This is a genomic window from Marinobacter sp. V032, assembly GCF_052645435.1.
The window spans coordinates 1,858,898-1,878,630 of the sequence record NZ_JBQXYE010000001.1 but is presented as its reverse complement, the minus strand read 5'-3'; the positions used below and the strand labels follow the sequence as shown (position 1 = coordinate 1,878,630).

Genomic DNA, 19,733 nt, shown 5'->3' with positions numbered 1-19,733 from the left:
GTTGTTACTCGCCTTTGACCTTCAATATTCGCCGGCCCAATCCGGGTTCAGGTTCGAAATTCAGTTGCCTGTATCGAACACATTCCGAAGATTAACTTCAGGCTGATCCCAGGTACCACCTACAGAATAAGTTGCACTGGTCAGTTTACTCAACGGATCGCCCAACACCTTGTCCAATACGAACAACGCACCGCCAATCGGTGCTGAGGCACCCATCAGGATAGCGGCTAGCGGCAGGTTCTGGGTCAACGGCAGTACCACGACCAGACGCATATCCAGACCTTCTGATGCCAGATCCGTGGTCCCCGTGAGTTTGAAAGCACCGGAGGGGCCCACTATCTGAAGCTCCGGATCCCATTTCAGAACGCCTGACTCCAATAACGCCTTGCCTGAAATGGCATCAAATGCCACGCCGGCTTCGTATAGATCAGAGAAATCCAGCTTGAGCCGTCGCCAAAGTGTATCGGAATTCAGAATGCCAAAAACCCGGAATATCTGCGCCGTATTATTGCCTTCCAGGATGACGCCGTCGTCAATCCGAAAGCTGAGATCACCATTGGTATTGGTGGCGGCGGCATCACCCGGCGCTCCCAGCCACTGCAGATTGGCATCAACACGTGCCTTTTCACTTTTAAGCGGTACAGAGCCATTCAGCCAGGGGCTAATGTCCGCCAGGTTCTCACCGGCGATTTCGCCTTTCACCTCTGTCGTTTCTAGACCACTGCGTATACCCCAGTTCAGGGAGCCTTTCACCACAAGCGTGCCGACACTGCCCTGAATATCCCGAATACTCAGGTTGTCATCACTGGGCCTGACCAGCAATGACCAGGCGCCGAAATCACGCTGGTTGAGGGTAAGCGAATTGACGGATAAGTTAACGTCTGGCCAATCTCCAACGCCTCTCTCCTCGAAAATCACCACCGGCTCTTCAGCCGTATCCGCTTCCGTGGACGCCTGCTTTACCAGTGCTATCTTCTCGAGATTGACACTAATAGGCTTTCTGTCAGCTGGAAGACGTACCTGACCGGCCACATCGGGCCCCTGGAGATCAAGCGCCCACCCTTCCGTATCCGGAGTCGCGGTCAGAGAAACATCACTGAAGGACTGCCCCATGCCCATTATCTTGCCGAAGGTCAGCGCAATCTTGTGCAGCCAGGTATAGTCGCCAGCAGCCAGGTCGCCCTTGACCGGTTCAGGGCTGTACTTCTCGATTGCCGCCTGCCACTGCTCCAGATCCAGCCTTTCAACAGGGCCTACAATATCCAGGCCTCGCGTTTCAGGTAACACGGTCGGATCCGCACCAAACTCGACTCTACCGCGATCAAACTGTTCGCCTTGCCAACGCAGGCGATAAGCTAAACGATTACTCCAGCGGCCCGAGACCTCAATGGCGTCGTCGTCAGTCCACTTGAGAAGGGCATTCAGTGGCGCCTGCTCACCGACCGACTTGCCTACCGGCATGGGCCAGTCAATCGCGACGTTCGATAGCGACGACTCCACGGTGAATGAACGGGCGCTATCGGGCGTCACGTCGAGACGCGCACTGTAATGCGCTCGTCCGCTGATACCCGGCAGGGCAGGAAAATCCAGCTCGGGAGGCAGGTTGGCCAGGTCAATACGGCCTTTCTGGATAATCCTCAGCGCCTCCGAATCCTTCAGGCGCGACAGGTTAATGTCTACTGATGAACCAAGAAAGCGTGCTTTGACCGGCTCGGCCCCAAAACCGGTAGCAGAAGTGTAATCCACTTTGCCTTCGATCCCCGTCCAGGCCAATATCGAATCGCCATAGGCGACGCGGCCATCGCGCACACCAACGGACAAGTCGAGGTCGGTATCCACATTGTCGCCAAGAGTCAGCCCCAGATCGAGGTCAAGATGAAACTGACCCGCTATCGCCAACTTCTGCATTGCGCTTCCCGCAGACTCGCCAAGTGGTGAGTGCGCAAGCCAGTACTGCAGCCCTTCCTCATTGAAATCAGCAGCAGCCTTAATTTTCAGCGATACCGGGTCGGCATCACCATCGACGAATACCTCTGCATCCGATAATGGCAAGGTGCCCACATCTGCCTTATCAAGCCTGATATGGGCCAAACCGTTGTGGACCACCACCACACCAGCCGCTCCTTCTACTTCAGGCCAGGCCTCATCATATTTCAAACGGGTATCATTGAAGCTAAAGCGCATTGAGGTGGTAAAGCTGCCAGGGGGAGAACCCTCGTTCACCTGACCGTGTCCGTAAAATACCCCGTCTTCAACATTGGCCTGGGATATTGCGGTGCTGATCCAATTGTAGAATTCCCGGTTCACTTCTTTGGCGGGGATAAAATCCGCAACCATTCCAGCTGTACCATTGCGAGTCCCGACGCGAAGAGAGAGCGTGTCGTCACCCTGCTGATTCAACTCCAATTCAAAGGCACCTTCGAGCGACGTCTTTTCCTGATAAGTCATTGCTATGTCGTCGGCCCAAACCCGCGTTTGCTGCCCATCCATTTGCCAGTTGACCTGAGTGCGCACAGTATCCAGCGTCCATCCATCAAGGTATAACTCGGGAAAATCCAGTGTCATATTCCGAGTATCAACACTGACCTGCCCACCAGACTGATCAAGCGTCAGGGTGCCGTTTACACCCGATGCAGCCGGCGCGCCGTCATAGGCCGCAACGGACACATCGCTCAGGGTTCCGGACAAGTGGTACTGCCCAAATTCAGAATCACTATCCAGAGTGACATCCGCAAGCGTCCCGGCCGGCCGGTAATTACCCAGCGCCTGCCTGACCGCATCCACCGGCGCCATGGCCGCGGCCATATCGGATAAAACGCCAAGTGGCAGGGCTTCAACCTTTACCATCCAATCGTCGTTGCGGATGACTTGCAGATCCAGCGGGGCAACATGCCGACCGGTCCAACGCCAGGTCAGGTCTTCAATATCCAACTGCCAGCGCTCCCCCTCTTGCCGTCGCCAGCCTACCCGGGCGCTGACCGACTCCAGCGGGGCCTGTGTTTGATTCTGGGCTCTGACCTGCAAATGCGGTATCAACACTTTGGCATTAACGGCTTCCAGCTCTCCCTCACTGAAGTGCAGCCACGCCTCCCCGCCCACATCGAACCCCATGATGGCCATTTCGCGCCAGTTATAGCGCTGTATCAGCGAATCAAACAAGCGTCCGGAATCAACGCTGACGTAGAGTCGGCCGTCAAAATCACCGCGGAAAAAATGAGCCCCCTCGAGGTAAAAACGGGCCAATTGTGTGGTCGCACCAGGCTGCATTGCCCGACCGTAAGCGCTGAATGTACCGCCAATGTAATGCAGATTCACTTGTGGAATGAAGAACGTCTGGGGCTCCTGACCTGGCACGTTCAGGCCCAGACGCACCTGATTCAGACGGATCGACGGGTCAGAAAGAATATCACCAAGGAGATTGATCCATTGCCGGGGCCCGCCTGAACTCGACTCACCGTCCAGCAATGAAGCGCGGGCTAATGGGATACCATCAATGGAAATCGCGCCGGAGGGAAGCTGTTCAATTGCGATATCAAGGCTGCTGGCCGTCAAATCACCAAAGACAAGTCGACCACGAAGCAGCGAAATCAGGCTATCCAGTCGCACGTGGACGTCGCCGACGCGGGCCACCACACGTTCATTCTGGACAGGATCATGAACTTCCAGATCCCTTAGCCGAAGCACGGGGTCCAGTATTTGCCATTGCCCCTCAAGGGAGCCGATAGTCACCGGCTGCCCCAGGCGCTCGGAAAGCAGCGCTTCTACATCACTGCGGTAGTCGTCCACCGAGCCCAGCAACTGGCGACCGATACCGACGTAAAGCGCCAGCACCACGAGTATGACCATCACCAGCAGCCAAACCGTATTGGCCACCAGGAGCAGCCCGCGGGTGAGCAGCGAATGCCGACTTTCCTGTGTCTGAGGTGTTGATCCCATGAATAAGCTCAATCGCCGGCGGCGTTACCTGCCCTCAGCAAGCCAGTGAAAGCGTGCCGTCAGATGCCTCACAGCAACACCACATCATACTGTTCCTGACTGTAAAACGGCTCGACCTGAAACTTGATGGACTTACCGATAAAGGTTTCCAGATCTGCGACGTTATCGGATTCTTCATCCAGCAACCGGTCAACGACCGACTGGGATGCCATCACCAGATAGCTTTCCGCTTCGTAAGCCCGGTTTACCCTCAGAATTTCCCGGAAAATTTCAAAGCACACCGTTTCACTGGTTTTCAGGAAGCCTCGGCCGTCACAGATCGGGCAGGGCTCACACAATACCTGCCCCAGGCTCTCGGTCGTCCGCTTGCGGGTCATTTCAACCAGCCCGAGCTCTGACACACCGGTGATTTTGGTTTTAGCGTGATCCCGCTCGAGCATCTTTTCCAGCATTCTGTGGACCTGACGCTGGTGCTCAAGATCTTCCATGTCGATGAAATCAATAATAATGATGCCGCCAAGATTGCGCAGCCTCAACTGACGACTGATCGCTCTTGCCGCTTCCAGGTTCGTCTTGAAGATCGTCTCTTCAAGATTACGATGCCCGACAAAGGCCCCGGTATTGATATCGATCGTCGTCATGGCTTCGGTTTGGTCGATAATGACATAACCGCCAGATTTGAGCTGCACTTTGCGACTCAGTGCCTTCTGGATTTCATCTTCGACGCTATATAGATCAAAAATCGGGCGTTCGCCGGGATAGTATTCAACCTTGTCCGCAAACTCGGTGACAAACTCCTCTACGAACGCGATCACCCGCTGATGACTCTCACGGGAATCAATTCTGACTTTTTCGGTCTGGGGGCGGATGAGATCGCGTATAGTGCGAATAAACAACGGCAGGTCTTGGTAGATCACCGAGGGTACTGACCCGGTCGAGGTGCGATCCACCACAGACTGATACAGGCGGTGCAGATATTTCATATCGCCCAGCAAATCAGCTTCTGCCGCACCCTCTGCAGCGGTCCGGATGATGTAACCTCCGGACATCTCGCCAAAGGCCTCCGCGCCCTGCTCGACAAGCGACTTCAGCCTCGCACGCTCTGCGTCGTCCTCGATACGCTGGGAAATGCCGACGTGCTTCACTTCAGGCATGAAAACCAGGTAGCGCGAAGGGATCGACAGCTGCGTGGTCAACCGGGCACCTTTGGTGCCAATAGGATCTTTAGTAACCTGTACAACCAGCGACTGGCCTTCGCGTAGCAAGGTACGGATGTCGGGCACTGATCGGGAGACGTCTGCAGATGAATCATCGCCATTACTGACCGGCATCACATCAGATGCGTGAATGAACGCCGCCCGTTCCAGTCCGATATCGACGAACGCGGCTTCCATTCCCGGCAATACCCTTACCACTTTACCCTTGTAGATATTGCCAACAATGCCTTTACGACTGGCTCGCTCGATATAGGCTTCCTGCAGCATCCCGTTTTCAACCAGGGCCACACGCGTCTCAACCGGCGTCACATTGATCAGGATCTCTTCGCTCATACCGACGTCCCCGTCTCTGCATTTAACGCCGTTGGCTTCCAGTAATGCCATACCGGCTGGCCCGCTTCTTCAAATAGTTCTGCTGTTTCCTGCAACGGAAGACCAACCACTGCGCTATAGCTTCCCCACAGACCATCAACAAATACACCGCCTCTGCCCTGGATGCCGTAACCGCCGGCTTTGTCCAGAGGCTCCCCAGTCTGCCAGTAGGCCGCTATCTCAGCGGGTGTTATTTCGCGAAAGCGCACCTCGGTGACGACTACCCGGGCGTAACAGCCGTGGACACCGGCCAGGGCGACCGCTGTCATTACCCGGTGGGTGTGGCCCGATAAGCGCGCCAACATTGCGCTGGCATCGGCTTCGGTTACGGGCTTGCCCATAATCTCGTCATCGAGCACCACCGTGGTATCAGAACCGATGACCAGGCTGTCAGAGTCTGTTGCCAGCGCCAGGCCGGCTTCCGCTTTCTGGCGCGCAAGCCGCTCAACATAATGGTCTGCGCGCTCGTCTTGCAGAGGGGTTTCGTCAATATTGACCGGCAACACCGAGAACGAGAGCCCGATTTGCTCCAGTAACTCCCGGCGACGCGGGGAGGCGGATGCGAGTACAACGGGTCGCATAATATTATTGTCCTGTTATCACGTCGGTTAGCGATTTAGTCGATCAAGAATGCCACAGACAAATGGCCAGACCAGAGCACTGGTGACGGCGGGAAAAAGATAAGTGAAGCCAGGGTCATCTGCCCCCAGCACCTGATTAACGAAATGCACAAACATCTGATTAATACTCAGCAGCAAGAACACCATCATGCATTGCTGAGGCAAGGGAAACATCCGAAGACGCTGGTGGGTTGTGAGCACAAGAAAGGCAACCAGGCTCATTGCAAACGCGTTTATACCCATCGGGCCTGATTCAAGCACGTCCAGGAACAAACCAAGACACCATGCGACCAGCACCCCAAAACGGTTGGGCGCGCGGAATGTCCAGTAGAACACAATCAGGCCAAGCCACTCAGGCCTCAGGATCAACCAGTCGACGGGAAAGAGGGAAATACTCAGAACCAGCGCAAGCAGTGTACTGACGAAAAACACAGGGTAACTGATCACAGCAAGACTCATTGAACTCCCCCTGACTGCGTTTCGTCGCCATCTGGCATGCTGTCTTCCTGGCTATCATCCGACCGAAAGCCCTTGTGCTGGAAGACCACCAGCACCAGCTCGCTTCGATTGAGTTTTGCCGAAGGCTTCGCCTGTATTTCAGCGAACGGCTCACCCGGCTCGCTGCGAATAAGCGTCACCTGCGCCACCGGATAGCCTTTCGGGAAGCGCCCACCGAGCCCCGAACTCACGAGGGTGTCGCCTTCTCTGATATCGGCTGTATCAGGCACGTGAACCAACTCCAAACGGTCAACACTACCGGTACCTAACAGGATCGCCCGCACGCCACTGCGCAATACTTCCACAGGCACTGCGTGGCTGCTATCCGAGACCAGCAATACACGGGAATTGAAACGATTTGTCTGAATCACCTGCCCCATCAAGCCGTTGGCATCGAGAATGGCCTGACCTTCCGTAACCCCGTCTCGAGTTCCCTTGTTGATGATCACCTCGTGGGAGAACGGGTCAGGCGAAACTCCGATGATATCGGCCACCACCACCGTTTCATCCAACTGTTCCGAGGCGCTTTTCAGACTCCTCAGCTCAATATTGTCGGCTGCAAGGGAGGCGTACTTGATCGACCGACGCTCCAGAATCAGCAACTTGGCCTTCAGTGATTCGTTCTCTTCGACCAGCTCATCACGGCTGGTAAACACCTCATCGTTCCAGCGCGAGAGACTGTCCGGCACATGCCCCAGCCACACCACGGGCGTCAACGCAGTGCCAATCCAGCTGCGCATGTCATCCACACGATGAAAGCGGGCATCGAGAATAATCAGGGCAAGGGAAAGCACAGCCGCCAGAAACAGCCTGAAGCTGGGGATCGGCCCCCTGACAAAGATGGTCTTAATAGTTCAAATCTCCCCACTCAAAACGACAACCGCCGCTGCGACGAATCGACAGCGGCGGCTCAATACTGCAGCTTCCCTCGGGTGACTGCATATGATCTGTGCCAGAAGGCGCTATCAGCCTTCGTGGGAATACATGCCGATTCCACCGCGGTCGATCACGTCAAGCGCTTTGCCGCCGCCCCGGGCCACGCAGGTGAGCGGATCTTCAGCAACAATAACGGGCAGGCCGGTTTCTTCGCTCAGTAACTTATCCAGACCGCGAAGCAAGGCGCCGCCACCGGTCAAAACAATGCCGCGCTCGGCAATGTCAGATGCCAGCTCAGGTGGCGACTGCTCCAAAGCACTTTTCACTGTTTGTACAATCTGCGCCAGAGATTCCTGCAACGCTTCGAGAATTTCTTCGCTGTTCAGGGTAAAGGCTCGCGGCACACCCTCTGCCAGATTGCGACCACGCACATCAATTTCACGAATCTCTACGCCCTCGTAGGCACAACCGATTTCGTGCTTGATGCGCTCAGCGGTCGATTCACCAATCAGGCTGCCATAATTGCGACGGACATACGTCACAATGGCTTCATCGAACTTGTCGCCACCCACGCGGACCGATTCGGCGTAGACGATGCCGTTGAGTGAAATGATCGCGATCTCAGTAGTGCCGCCCCCGATATCCACAATCATCGAGCCGCTGGCCTCCTCAACCGGCAGCCCGGCACCAATGGCTGCCGCCATGGGCTCTTCAATCAGAAACACCTCGCGCGCGCCGGCGCCCATCGCCGATTCACGAATGGCCTTGCGCTCGACCTGGGTTGATTTGCTGGGCACACACACCAGAACACGGGGGCTTGGTGTGATAAAGCTGTTTTCATGCACCTTGTGAATAAAGTGCTGCAACATTTTCTCTGTCACGACGAAATCGGCGATCACACCGTCTTTCAGCGGGCGGATGGCGGTGATATTACCCGGCGTGCGACCCAGCATGCGCTTGGCTTCACCACCCACTGCAGCCACCATCTTCTGGGCATTATTGGTGCGGATAGCAACAACCGAAGGCTCATTGAGCACAATGCCCCGGTCACGGACGTAAATCAGCGTATTGGCTGTCCCCAGATCGATAGAGAGATCACTGGAAAAAAGACCACGGATTTTCTTGATGAGCATTAGCGTATTTTCAACCTGAGAAAGCTGTCGCGAAATGAATGCGGCAACTTTAGCAGCGGGCAGGTACTCAGGCAAGGTGCAGACAGGCCCGAAGCGGCGTCATGTCTGCCAAATGACGATAATGACACCCTTTCGCCACCTGGATAATGAAATATCGTCATGACGGCCCGACTGAGGGGCCACTAAAATTTCAACGGCACGCTCTGTTAATGGCACTCCCGATTAAAGCGCAATCTGTTAACATACTGCGCGACTGGTTGAACCTGTTACTGGAGACGTTACGTGTCAATATCCCGCGAGGACATCGAAAAAGTCGCCGTGCTTGCACGCATCCGGCTTGAAGACAATCAGGTTGAAGCGCTTGAAAAAGACCTTGGCAACATCCTGAATCTTGTGGATCAGCTGCAAGCGGCCGATACCGCCGACGTAGAACCACTGGCACATCCCCTGGACGCCGTTCAGCGCCTGCGCGCCGATCAGGTCACCGAAATTGACCAGCGCGAAGCCTTCCAGAAGATTGCCCCGGCGACCGAAGATGGTCTCTATCTGGTACCGCGCGTTATCGAATGACCTTTTGACTCCCCGATTCATAGCTGATCGACGCACTCCGACTGTCATGGACACGCATTATGCATAACAAGACTGTTGCCGAACTGGCCCGCGACCTGTCGCAAGGCACCTACTCAAGTGTTGAGTTGACGCAACACTTCCTGAATCGCATCAAGCAGGAAGACACCCGCTACAACAGCTTTATTACGGTTACCGAAGATGACGCCCTGCGCGATGCCAAAGCGGCAGACGAACGCCGAAGCAAAGGCGAAGCCACGCCCTGGACCGGTATTCCGTTCGCGCACAAAGACATTTTCTGCACCAACGGTGTTCGCACCACCTGCGCATCGAAAATGCTCGAAAACTTTGTGCCGCCCTATGACGCGACCGTAACTGCACGCTTTCGTGATGCGGGGGCGGTATGCCTGGGTAAAACCAACATGGATGAGTTCGCCATGGGCTCATCAACCGAAAACAGTCACTTCGGGGCGACCACCAACCCCTGGGGCGAAAAACTCGTCCCCGGCGGTTCTTCCGGCGGCTCCGCTGCTGCAGTCGCAGCGCGCCTGACGCCAGCAGCAACAGCGACCGATACGGGTGGCTCCATTCGCCAGCCTGCTGCTTTCTGTGGCATCACTGGCCTCAAGCCAACCTACGGCCGCGTCTCGCGCTACGGCATGATCGCCTTCGCCTCCAGCCTGGATCAGGGCGGCACCATGAGCCGCACGGCAGAAGATAGCGCTATGATGCTCAATGTGATGGCCGGCTTTGACCCCAAAGACTCAACCTCTGTCGATCAGCCCGTGCCTGATTACACTGCAAACCTGAACGCCCCGCTCAAGGGATTGCGGGTGGGCCTGCCCAAAGAGTACTTCTCGGACCAGCTCGACCCCGTTATGGCCCAGACCGTGCGCGACGCCGTGCGCGAATACGAAGCTCTAGGCGCGACAGTTAAAGAGATCTCGCTACCCAATACTCATCTTGCGATCGCTGCTTACTACGTGATTGCACCGGCCGAGGCGTCCGCCAACCTGTCCCGCTTTGACGGGGTGCGTTATGGCTACCGCTGCGACAATCCGAAAGATCTGATGGATCTGTATACCCGCACCCGGGCTGAAGGCTTTGGATCAGAGGTCAAACGTCGGATACTGGTGGGCAGCTACGCCCTGTCTGCCGGTTTCTTTGATGCCTATTACCTCAAGGCCCAGAAAGTTCGGCGCCTGATTCAGCAAGACTTTGTCGAAGCCTTCAAATCCGTCGACATCATCATGAGCCCTTCTACCCCGAGTCCGGCCTTTGCTCTTGGCTCGAATACCGACGATCCGGTCAAAATGTACCTTGAAGACATTTTCACCATCGCCATTAACCTGGCGGGCGTGCCGGCAATGTCGATTCCAGCTGGCCAGATCAAGGGCCTGCCGGTCGGGCTTCAGCTGATTGGCAATTATTTTGACGAAGCTCGCCTGCTCAATGCAGCCCATCAATTCCAGCAAGCTACCGACTGGCATCAACAGTCGCCGGCTGGCTGAATCACGACGTCAAATCCTGCAGTCTGGCGGCTGCAGGACAGGAGGATGACATACCATGCAATGGGAAGTTGTGATCGGGCTGGAAATTCATGTTCAGCTCGCAACCCAAACCAAGATCTTCTCCGGCAGCAGCACCGCCTACGGTGCTGAACCGAATACCCAGGCCAGCGCTGTCGATCTCGCGATGCCGGGCACCCTGCCGGTCGCCAATGAGCAGGCATTCCGTTACGCCACCATGTTCGGCCTTGCAATTGATGCCGAGATAAACCGCCGTTCTGTTTTCGAGCGCAAGAACTACTTTTACCCGGATCTGCCCAAGGGCTACCAGACTACGCAACTGGCAGAGCCGATTGTCGGCTCCGGCCATGTGGATGTTCAGCTGGCAGACGGCACCGAAAAGCGGGTTCGCATTCATCATGCTCATCTCGAAGAAGATGCCGGCAAGTCTCTCCATGAGGACTACCACGGCATGTCAGGCATCGACCTGAACCGGGCCGGAACACCACTGATCGAAATCGTGACCGAACCGGACATGCGCAGCGCCGAGGAAGCCGTCGCCTTCGCCCGTAAACTTCACGGACTGGTGACATCACTGGGCATCTGTGACGGCGATATGTCTCAGGGGTCACTGCGCTTTGACGTCAACATTTCAGTGCGCCCCGAAGGTGAAGAAAAGCTCGGCACCCGCACGGAAACCAAGAACCTGAACTCTTTCCGCTTTATGGAAAGCGCCATCCACCACGAAGTGGAGCGCCAGATCGACATCCTTGAAGATGGCGGCACGATTGTGCAGGAAACCCGTCTTTACAACGGTGATCGCAACGAAAGCAAATCCATGCGCAGCAAGGAAGAAGCTAACGACTACCGCTACTTCCCATGCCCTGATTTGCTGCCGGTGGTGATCGATGATGCGTTTATCGACAGTCTGCGCGCGCAAATGCCCGAACTGCCGGACGCCAAGAAGACGCGCTTCCAGGTTGAATACGCTCTATCCGATTACGACGCCAATCTTGTCAGCAGTAATTCGGCTATAGCGGATTATTTTGAGCAAACGGCAAAGGTAGGCGGTGACGCCAAGCTGGCAGCCAACTGGATTCTTGGCGAACTCAGCGCGCGCCTCAACGCGGAAGACCGCAGCTTCAGAAACTGCCCGGTACCCGCCGAGCGACTGGGGCAACTGGTGCAGCGCATCAGCGACAACACGCTGTCATCATCTGGCGCGAAGAAAGTATTTGAACTGCTATGGAATGGCGAAAGCGCAGATGTAGATGAGCTGATTGAGCGCGAAGGCCTCAAACAGGTATCTGATACAGGAGAACTGGAAAAGCTGGTCGACTCTGTTCTGGCTGACATGCCGGAGCAAATTGAACAGTATCAGTCCGCAGATCCTGGCAAGCGCAAAAAACTGATGGGTGGCTTTATGGGCCCTCTGATGAAAGCCTCAAAAGGTCAGGGCAACCCCAAAGTTCTTACCGAAATCCTCAAGAAAAAACTGGGCGACTAACGCTGCCAACTCACTGTCGGGTGCGCATAAAATGCACCTGACAGTGAGACCCTTGCCACAAACTGACACCCCTTACGCCGACATAAGCGACACACCGCTTGCGCTTTCGCTGTAAACAATTATGCTTTCAATGTGTTATCGAATTCTTTTCTGAGCCACTCGAGAGCAAGCGGTTAACTTTGGCTCAGATTGCAAACGTACTGACAACAAAATAAAAGTTTTAATGCGCATGGGTACAATGAACGCTCCGGCATCAACCACATTCAGCGGCATCAAAAGCATGGCCGGTAAAAACAACCTTCGTCAGCAACAGCGCGTCTCTACCAACATCGAGGTCACTGTTTGCAACCCGAATGGCAACCAACTGGTTTGCCACACGGCCAATCTGTCTCGCGCGGGAATGCTGGTTGAATGCGACAGCGACCATGTTCGCGACATTCTCCCCGGCAACTCGCCCATTGCCCCCAAAAAGACCGTGGCGCTGGATGTGAAATTTGCCGTACCCGTGGTGAGTGTTCAGTCAGTCAACATCGAAGCAAGCTGCGAAATCATTCATGTCCGCAGGGTATCGAAAAACCGCTTCCAACTCGGCTTGCAGTTCACCGGATTTAACGGCAACGGCCATGACTATGTGGATCAATACGTCAGCCGCCAGCTCCTGAGGAGCTAAACATACGTCAAGCGAGAAACACTCAAGCACTCCCCAAGCTCGCCCGCTATTGACCATCACCCGCCCGCCCACTTTGGCATATTGTTATGCCTCTAAACTCTAGCAGAGCGGCTTCTTATGCCCTCTCACTCTCTGGTATAGTTTCGCACCATCATATAAGGGTTCCTCCCGAGTAAGTTCGGGCATTCCCGGTCGGACACGTGTCCGAGTTAACCGTATTCATTTGCACACCCTGCAACCGGTATCTGGATAATGACCACCTATAATCTGACGCACCTCAAGCAGCTCGAAGCCGAAAGCATCCATATTATTCGGGAAGTGGCAGCGGAGTTCGACAACCCTGTCATGCTCTACTCCGTCGGCAAGGATTCCTCTGTCATGCTCCACCTGGCGAGGAAGGCGTTCTATCCGGGCAAACTTCCTTTCCCGCTGCTGCATGTGGATACCACCTGGAAGTTTCGGGAAATGATTGAGTTCCGTGACAAACAGGCGAAAAAGTTTGATCTGGACCTGATTGTCCATATCAATCAGGACGGCGTCGACGCCGGCATTGGCCCGTTCACTCACGGCAGCGCCAAACACACCGACGTCATGAAAACCCAGAGCCTCAAGCAGGCATTGAACAAGTACAAGTTCGATGCCGCCTTCGGCGGGGCCCGTCGCGACGAAGAGAAGTCGCGCGCTAAAGAGCGTGTTTACTCGTTTCGCGACAAGTACCATCGCTGGGATCCGAAAAACCAGCGGCCAGAGCTTTGGAACACGTATAACGGCAAAATAAACAAGGGCGAAAGCATTCGTGTTTTCCCGCTGTCCAACTGGACCGAGCTGGATATTTGGCAGTACATCTACCTGGAAAACATTGAGATCGTCCCGCTGTACTACTCGGCCGAGCGCCCTGTGGTTAACCGTGACGGAACGCTGATCATGGTTGACGACGATCGTATGCCAATGGAACCCGGTGAAAAGCCGATGATGAAATCAGTCCGCTTCCGCACATTGGGCTGCTACCCGCTAACCGGCGCCATTGAGTCCGAAGCTGACAAGCTCACCGATATCATCCAGGAAATGCTGTTGGCGAAGAGCTCCGAACGCGAGGGGCGGGTCATCGACCATGATTCCGCGGGCTCCATGGAGCAGAAGAAACGCGAAGGGTATTTCTGAGGCTGGCTGTATCCGTGCCAAAGCGGACGCCGCGCAAACACTGCTATTTTGATTAGCCGACAGTATTTACGGGATCTGAACCACCATGTCACATCAGTCTGAACTCATCGCTGAAGATATTCATGCCTACCTCAAGCAGCATGAAGAAAAGGAGCTGCTGCGCCTGTTGACCTGCGGCAGCGTTGACGATGGCAAGAGCACGCTGATCGGCCGCCTGCTCCACGACACCAAGATGATCTATGAAGATCACATGGCCAGCTTGAAAACCGACAGTGCCAAGATGGGCACAACCGGTGAAAAGCTCGATCTGGCCCTGCTGGTTGACGGCCTGCAAGCGGAGCGTGAGCAAGGCATTACTATCGATGTCGCTTATCGTTACTTCTCTACCGACAAGCGCAAGTTCATTATCGCGGACACCCCGGGCCACGAGCAGTACACCCGCAACATGGCGACAGGCGCATCAACTGCGCAACTGGCGATCATGATGATTGATGCCCGCCACGGTATTTTGACCCAGACACGTCGCCACTCTTTTATCGCGTCGCTGCTGGGCATCAAGCACATCGTGGTGGCCGTCAACAAGATGGACCTGGTGGATTACAGCGAAGCCCGTTTTGAAGAAATCAAACAAGACTACCTGGCGTTTGCCGACAAGCTTGGCCTTCGGGACGTGCGCTTTGTACCGATTTCAGCACTGGAAGGCGACAATGTCGTCAACCGCAGCAACAACACGCCCTGGTTCACTGGCCAGCCAATGATGGAGATTCTGGAAACCGTTGAAGTCGGCCGGGACAAGAACCTGGAGCACTTCCGCTTTCCGGTTCAGTACGTCAACCGCCCCAACCTTGATTTCCGCGGCTTCTGCGGCACGATTGCCTCAGGCGTTATTCGCCCCGGCGACAGCATCATGGCACTGCCCTCCCGGCGCACCAGCACTGTCAAAGAGATCGTGACATTCGATGGCAACGTTGAAAGTGCTTACATCGATCAGGCGGTCACGCTCACGCTGGAAGACGAAATCGACGTCAGCCGTGGTGACATGTTGGTCAAGCCCGAGGATGAGCCCCTGGTCAGCAACCGGTTCAACGCACACCTCGTGTGGATGACAGATACGCCGATGGCGACCGGACGCCTGTATGACATCAAACTCGGGCCGACTTTCACATCCGGAACCGTTACTGCGGTCAACCACCAGATCGACGTCAACTCACTGGAGACAAACGATCAGCGCGATACCCTGGAGCTGAACGAGATCGGCCAATGCGAGATCACACTGAGCCAGCCCGTTGCCTTTGATGCATACCCCCGCAACCGGGCGACCGGCGCATTCATTGTAATTGACCGCCTGACAAACGTGACCATCGGTGCCGGCATGATCAGCGGTCTTGCCAACGATAGCGACAACGGTCTTCAACCCGTCAGCAGCGAAGAGCGCGCCCGGCGCCTGGCCCAGCAACCGCTGATTATTGGTTGCGCGGGCGCTCAGGCTATCGAACTGGCCACCGCCATCGAGCGCAAACTGTTTGAACTTGGACGCACCAGCGTCGTTCTGACTCAGGAGAACGCGGGGGACGCTGATGATCGACGCCGCACCGCACAGTTGCTGACCGTGCACGGTTTGATTGCCGTCGCCGTCAACATCGGCGACGACATTGCGGGTATAGTGGCGACGGCAGACGCCGACAGCGACCTTGTCGCCACCGCAGATAGCGTGACCCGGGAGCTGATCAGCAAAAAACGGATCTGATCCCACATTCGCGTCTGAAAAGAGTAAAATAGAAAGTAGAATCCCGACGGCCATGAGCATCCGAACGCATTGCGTTACGAGCTGCTCATGGCCGCTCGCGTTTTAACGACCTGAATCAGAGATCCCCCGAAGGGCAGAGAGAACTCATGGCCATCAAACACCTACGCACGACCTTTGCCAGCCAGATGCAACCCGGGCAACCCGCTCAAGTAAGACCCGGCAAAGCACTTAGCGAACCCGGCGGCGATTACGAAGGCCTGCACAAGCAACTCAAGCGACTGTTTAATGCCAAGCCCGGCAAAAAATACGGCCGCTTCAGTGATGACATTGGCGAGAATCCGGTGAGCGCATGGCTCCGCGACTACCTCGAAGGCAAACAGGGTTTTGAAGCCCTGACCGATCGCCTGTTCGGCCAGTGGCAGGAGCTTCTCACCAACAGCCAGGAAGAATACATCGGCCACCTTTTATTTGTGCACGAGGCGCTGGCTGATGGAGAAGTCATCTACCTGTTTGCACTGGAGAGCGACAGCGCCCTGCGCCTGGACCACGAGCAGTCACTGGATGTGACGGATGTACTCAGCCTGTCCCGGCTCAATCTGGCCCTGCGGCTTGAAGTCGACAACTGGATCGGTGACCACCCGTCAGAGAACTGCCTGACAATGATCCATACCCGTGGCACTGGCGAACCCGGCGAGCTGTTTATCAAGCTGTGCGGTTTCACCAATCAGGTCGATGTGGAAAAAGAAACCCTGACGTTCCTGGATGCTGTAGAAGCCTTCGCCAGTCAGACCGAAGAGCCCGAGAAAGCGGGCAAGGTAAGATCGCGCGCCTATGAATTCTGCAAGGAGCAGCATGCACTGGGCGAACCGGTGGCGATTGAAGCATTGTCAGGCTACCTGGACGAAGACCAGCCAGAGCGTTTCAAACAGTTCGCGTCAGAGAAACAGGACCTGCCTCAGGATACGGTGCTGCATCCGGATCACCGCAAAGTGAAAAAGCTGGTGCGTATTTCCGGTTCCGGCGGTGGCATGAGCGTTTCCTTCTCGTCAGACCTCGTTAACCAGGCGGTTTACTACGACAAGAATACCGATGCGTTGACCATCACCCGATTGCCAAAAGCCTTGCGGGAACAGCTACAACGCTACCTGGATGGACGTGAAAGCAGCTCCGAATAATACGGCAGTAACAGGGCGGCTCACCTTGGCCGCCCTGTTACCCCTATCGACAACTACATCGCCCTGAACGAAAACTCACTCCCCGGTCACCAAGCCCGGATCGGGAAAATCTGCCGCGGATTTTCGCTGCCGGTTTTTTCGAATCTCACGCACCCCTGCCATCCAGTTCACACCATCAACAAGGTCTCCGGTATCCGGATCGAAAGGTGGATACGGTAGTCGCCTGTCGTCGCAATAGCGGGTAATCTGCGGCTGACACCAGCGAAACAGCAATCGATTGTACTCTTCAGGCGGCATCCGGCTGACCTCGAACATGCCAGCCTCAGAACGCTGGCGCTGTGCCTCGGCCAGAATAATGGCGCAGGCGGCCGAAACATTGAGGGATTCGACCATTCCCATCATCGGCACGACAACATGCTCATCAGCAGCGTCCGCTGCGGACTGACTGACACCGCCAACCTCGTTACCCAATACCAACACGCAGGGTCGGGTGAAATCCACGTCACGATAATCGACCGCACGATCAGAAAACTGGGCGGCATAGATCGCATGCCCGGATTGGCGCAAGTCACCAATTGCCGACATCATATCCGGGTGGGTGTACGTCGTGACCCAATGATGGCTGCCACCGGTCGTCTTACGAAAGGCGCGATAGCCCTCCCTGGGCCAAACCGCATGCATATTCGCGACACCAAAGGCGTCACAGGAGCGAATAATCGCCGATACATTACGCGGCTTGTGTATCTGGTCTGTGAGCACCCGCAAATCCGGCTGGCGACGATCGAGTGTGCCCTTGATGCGGGCAAGTCTTTCTGGCGTCATGAGATTGTTCGTTAATCTTTTGAGCGGTTACGGTGCACAGAACCGGGAAACGGGGTGACGGCATTTTTGACACGACCCAGCGACTGACTTTTATCAGCCAACTCGACCTCATCAATACGCACGACGGCATTCATCGGGATGTAGGTTCGCTCGACACCATCAAACTCGGTGCGTAGTTTTTCCTGTGACGGATCAACGAGCACCTGACTGCGCTCGCCGAACGTCAGCTCTTCTACTTCGAGAAAACCGAACATTTCGCTGGGAAATACATGCCCGGCGTAAATTTCGTACACATCGTCCTGATTATAAAAAATAATCTTGTAGCACTTTTTCACAGCCATCCAACACTCCGGTAACAATCGATAGCCCGCTGCGCGGACTTCCCGCGGCCGCAGAACCCAAAACGGTTACGGATAATACCACGTGAGACCGGAACGCCGAATCGTGATAATACCTGCCGGCACTGGTTGCCGTTTGATCAGACCGTTATAATGCCGAGTTCTCCGGGAATCCTTACACCCACCGACCTGATTGAGTTACATGACCAAAAAGCTGTTTATTAAAACCCATGGCTGCCAGATGAATGAATACGACTCATCTCGGATGGCTGATCTGCTGAAATCAGGAGAAGAGGTCGAGATGACCGATAATCCTGACGATGCCGACATTCTCCTGCTTAATACCTGTTCCATTCGTGAAAAAGCGCAGGACAAGGTGTTTCATCAGCTGGGCCGCTGGAAAAAACTCAAAAAGCGCAAACCGGAACTGGTCATCGGTGTGGGGGGATGCGTGGCCAGTCAGGAAGGTCAGGCGATTATCGACCGCGCGCCTTACGTTGATCTGGTATTCGGCCCTCAGACCCTGCACCGCCTTCCGGAGATGATCGTTGAATCCCGTAATGGAGGCGTCGGTGTCGTGGATATCTCCTTCCCCGAGATCGAGAAATTCGACAACCTGCCCTCACCCGGGGCTGACGGCCCGTCAGCATTCGTATCGATCATGGAAGGCTGCAGCAAATATTGTACGTTCTGTGTCGTACCCTATACCCGTGGCGAAGAAGTCAGTCGTCCGCTGGACGATGTCATCGCCGAGGTTGCCCACCTCGCCAGCCAGAATGTGCGCGAGATCAACCTGTTGGGCCAGAACGTCAATGCATACCAGGGTGAGACGCACGACGGCGATACTGTCGACCTGGCCGAACTCATTGCCATGGTCGCCACTATCGACGGCATTGATCGCATCCGGTTCACTACGTCGCATCCGGTTGAATTCTCGGATTCCCTGATTGAGTGTTTCGCTCAGGTACCGGAACTGGTCAGCCACCTGCACTTGCCGGTGCAGAGCGGCTCGGACCGCATTCTGGCAGCGATGAAGCGTGGCCACACCGCGCTGGAATACAAATCAAAGCTGCGCCGTATAAAAGCCATACGGCCGGACATCAGCTTCTCGTCTGATTTCATTATCGGCTTTCCGGGTGAAACCGATAAGGACTTCGAAGCCACAATGAAGCTGATCAGCGATATCGGCTTTGATGCCTCATTCAGCTTCGTATACAGCCAGCGGCCAGGCACGCCTGCGTCGGACTTGCCTGACGATACGCCGATGGACGTAAAGAAAGAGCGGCTGAGCATTCTCCAGCAACGTATCAACCAGCATGTCTTCGAGATCAGTCGCCGCATGGTGGGGTCGACCCAGCGGATTCTGGTGACCGGTCTGTCCAAGAAAGACCCTGGCGAATACTCCGGACGCACCGAGAACAACCGTATCGTCAACTTCCGTACGGATAATCCCGATGTCGTCGGCCACTTTATCGACGTTGAAATTGTCGAAGCCTTCCCCAATTCTTTAAGGGGTAATCCTGTTGATGATCTGCTGCACTGAATCGCCGATCATCCACACCGATACCTGCGCCTTTAACGGGCGC

The 19,733-nt window shown here is 55.5% G+C and carries 16 protein-coding genes; 8 read left to right on the top strand and 8 right to left on the bottom strand.

What is annotated here, in order from left to right; genetic code table 11:
• Positions 1 to 60: 60 nt before the first annotated feature.
• From ACUN9X_RS08615 to ACUN9X_RS08590, 6 genes are all read right to left on the bottom strand, one after another.
• The gene (locus ACUN9X_RS08615) at positions 61 to 3,936 is read right to left on the bottom strand and encodes a YhdP family protein (RefSeq protein ID WP_445472791.1); all 3,876 of its coding nucleotides are present in this window, start codon (positions 3,934 to 3,936) and stop codon (positions 61 to 63) included.
• Positions 3,937 to 4,004: 68 nt separating this feature from the next.
• Entirely contained in the window at positions 4,005 to 5,486 is a 1,482-nt protein-coding gene (gene rng / locus ACUN9X_RS08610; RefSeq protein WP_445473200.1) for a ribonuclease G, read from the bottom strand.
• On the bottom strand, positions 5,483 to 6,106 hold the full coding sequence (locus ACUN9X_RS08605) for a Maf family protein (RefSeq protein WP_260035874.1): 624 nt from the start codon (positions 6,104 to 6,106) through the stop codon (positions 5,483 to 5,485). Before ACUN9X_RS08605 ends, rng begins: the two co-directional genes overlap by 4 nt.
• A 27-nt stretch (positions 6,107 to 6,133) precedes the next feature.
• Complete coding sequence (gene mreD, locus ACUN9X_RS08600) at positions 6,134 to 6,604, bottom strand: rod shape-determining protein MreD (RefSeq protein ID WP_260035876.1); 471 nt, start codon at positions 6,602 to 6,604, stop codon at positions 6,134 to 6,136.
• A complete protein-coding gene (mreC, locus tag ACUN9X_RS08595) occupies positions 6,601 to 7,437 on the bottom strand; it encodes a rod shape-determining protein MreC (RefSeq protein WP_445472790.1) in 837 nt (278 codons plus the stop codon). The genes mreD and mreC overlap by 4 nt, the downstream gene beginning before the upstream one ends.
• 171 nt (positions 7,438 to 7,608) lie before the next feature.
• The gene (locus ACUN9X_RS08590; protein ID WP_260035877.1) at positions 7,609 to 8,652 is read right to left on the bottom strand and encodes a rod shape-determining protein; all 1,044 of its coding nucleotides are present in this window, start codon (positions 8,650 to 8,652) and stop codon (positions 7,609 to 7,611) included.
• Positions 8,653 to 8,934: 282 nt separating this feature from the next.
• Between ACUN9X_RS08590 and gatC the strand changes: the two genes are divergently transcribed.
• From gatC to ACUN9X_RS08555, 7 genes are all read left to right on the top strand, one after another.
• Entirely contained in the window at positions 8,935 to 9,222 is a 288-nt protein-coding gene (gene gatC / locus ACUN9X_RS08585; RefSeq protein WP_445472789.1) for an Asp-tRNA(Asn)/Glu-tRNA(Gln) amidotransferase subunit GatC, read from the top strand.
• Positions 9,223 to 9,281: 59 nt separating this feature from the next.
• Positions 9,282 to 10,730, top strand: a complete 1,449-nt coding sequence (gene gatA / locus ACUN9X_RS08580; protein ID WP_445472788.1) for an Asp-tRNA(Asn)/Glu-tRNA(Gln) amidotransferase subunit GatA — start codon at positions 9,282 to 9,284, stop codon at positions 10,728 to 10,730.
• A 55-nt stretch (positions 10,731 to 10,785) separates the two neighbouring features.
• Positions 10,786 to 12,234, top strand: coding sequence for an Asp-tRNA(Asn)/Glu-tRNA(Gln) amidotransferase subunit GatB (gene gatB / locus ACUN9X_RS08575; RefSeq protein WP_445472787.1), 1,449 nt, complete (start codon positions 10,786 to 10,788; stop codon positions 12,232 to 12,234).
• Positions 12,235 to 12,463: 229 nt separating this feature from the next.
• A complete protein-coding gene (locus tag ACUN9X_RS08570; protein ID WP_445472786.1) occupies positions 12,464 to 12,904 on the top strand; it encodes a PilZ domain-containing protein in 441 nt (146 codons plus the stop codon).
• A gap of 252 nt (positions 12,905 to 13,156) precedes the next feature.
• Complete coding sequence (gene cysD / locus ACUN9X_RS08565) at positions 13,157 to 14,065, top strand: sulfate adenylyltransferase subunit CysD (RefSeq protein WP_445472785.1); 909 nt, start codon at positions 13,157 to 13,159, stop codon at positions 14,063 to 14,065.
• Positions 14,066 to 14,150: 85 nt separating this feature from the next.
• A complete protein-coding gene (cysN, locus tag ACUN9X_RS08560; protein ID WP_445472784.1) occupies positions 14,151 to 15,812 on the top strand; it encodes a sulfate adenylyltransferase subunit CysN in 1,662 nt (553 codons plus the stop codon).
• Positions 15,813 to 15,958: 146 nt separating this feature from the next.
• Positions 15,959 to 16,987, top strand: coding sequence for a nucleoid-associated protein (locus ACUN9X_RS08555; protein ID WP_260035886.1), 1,029 nt, complete (start codon positions 15,959 to 15,961; stop codon positions 16,985 to 16,987).
• A gap of 75 nt (positions 16,988 to 17,062) precedes the next feature.
• On the opposite strand, the gene trmH is transcribed toward ACUN9X_RS08555, so the two are convergent.
• Together trmH and ACUN9X_RS08545 are read right to left on the bottom strand one after the other, a co-directional pair.
• Positions 17,063 to 17,809 carry a tRNA (guanosine(18)-2'-O)-methyltransferase TrmH gene (gene trmH, locus ACUN9X_RS08550; protein WP_445472783.1) on the bottom strand — a complete coding sequence of 249 codons (747 nt, stop codon included), beginning with the start codon at positions 17,807 to 17,809 and terminating at the stop codon, positions 17,063 to 17,065.
• An 11-nt stretch (positions 17,810 to 17,820) separates the two neighbouring features.
• Positions 17,821 to 18,150 carry a DUF1820 family protein gene (locus tag ACUN9X_RS08545; RefSeq protein WP_260035890.1) on the bottom strand — a complete coding sequence of 110 codons (330 nt, stop codon included), beginning with the start codon at positions 18,148 to 18,150 and terminating at the stop codon, positions 17,821 to 17,823.
• 199 nt (positions 18,151 to 18,349) lie between these two features.
• On the opposite strand from ACUN9X_RS08545, the gene miaB reads away from it, so the two are divergent.
• The gene (gene miaB / locus ACUN9X_RS08540) at positions 18,350 to 19,690 is read left to right on the top strand and encodes a tRNA (N6-isopentenyl adenosine(37)-C2)-methylthiotransferase MiaB (protein ID WP_445472782.1); all 1,341 of its coding nucleotides are present in this window, start codon (positions 18,350 to 18,352) and stop codon (positions 19,688 to 19,690) included.
• Positions 19,691 to 19,733 lie beyond the last annotated feature (43 nt).

Coding starts and splice junctions, on each gene's coding strand:
- ACUN9X_RS08615 (WP_445472791.1), bottom strand. CDS start 3,936: ATGGGATCAACACCTCAGACACAGGAAAGTCGGCATTCGCTGCTCACC.
- rng (WP_445473200.1), bottom strand. CDS start 5,486: ATGAGCGAAGAGATCCTGATCAATGTGACGCCGGTTGAGACGCGTGTG.
- ACUN9X_RS08605 (WP_260035874.1), bottom strand. CDS start 6,106: ATGCGACCCGTTGTACTCGCATCCGCCTCCCCGCGTCGCCGGGAGTTA.
- mreD (WP_260035876.1), bottom strand. CDS start 6,604: ATGAGTCTTGCTGTGATCAGTTACCCTGTGTTTTTCGTCAGTACACTG.
- ACUN9X_RS08590 (WP_260035877.1), bottom strand. CDS start 8,652: ATGCTCATCAAGAAAATCCGTGGTCTTTTTTCCAGTGATCTCTCTATC.
- gatA (WP_445472788.1), top strand. CDS start 9,282: ATGCATAACAAGACTGTTGCCGAACTGGCCCGCGACCTGTCGCAAGGC.
- gatB (WP_445472787.1), top strand. CDS start 10,786: ATGCAATGGGAAGTTGTGATCGGGCTGGAAATTCATGTTCAGCTCGCA.
- ACUN9X_RS08570 (WP_445472786.1), top strand. CDS start 12,464: ATGGGTACAATGAACGCTCCGGCATCAACCACATTCAGCGGCATCAAA.
- cysD (WP_445472785.1), top strand. CDS start 13,157: ATGACCACCTATAATCTGACGCACCTCAAGCAGCTCGAAGCCGAAAGC.
- cysN (WP_445472784.1), top strand. CDS start 14,151: ATGTCACATCAGTCTGAACTCATCGCTGAAGATATTCATGCCTACCTC.
- ACUN9X_RS08555 (WP_260035886.1), top strand. CDS start 15,959: ATGGCCATCAAACACCTACGCACGACCTTTGCCAGCCAGATGCAACCC.
- trmH (WP_445472783.1), bottom strand. CDS start 17,809: ATGACGCCAGAAAGACTTGCCCGCATCAAGGGCACACTCGATCGTCGC.
- ACUN9X_RS08545 (WP_260035890.1), bottom strand. CDS start 18,150: ATGGCTGTGAAAAAGTGCTACAAGATTATTTTTTATAATCAGGACGAT.
- miaB (WP_445472782.1), top strand. CDS start 18,350: ATGACCAAAAAGCTGTTTATTAAAACCCATGGCTGCCAGATGAATGAA.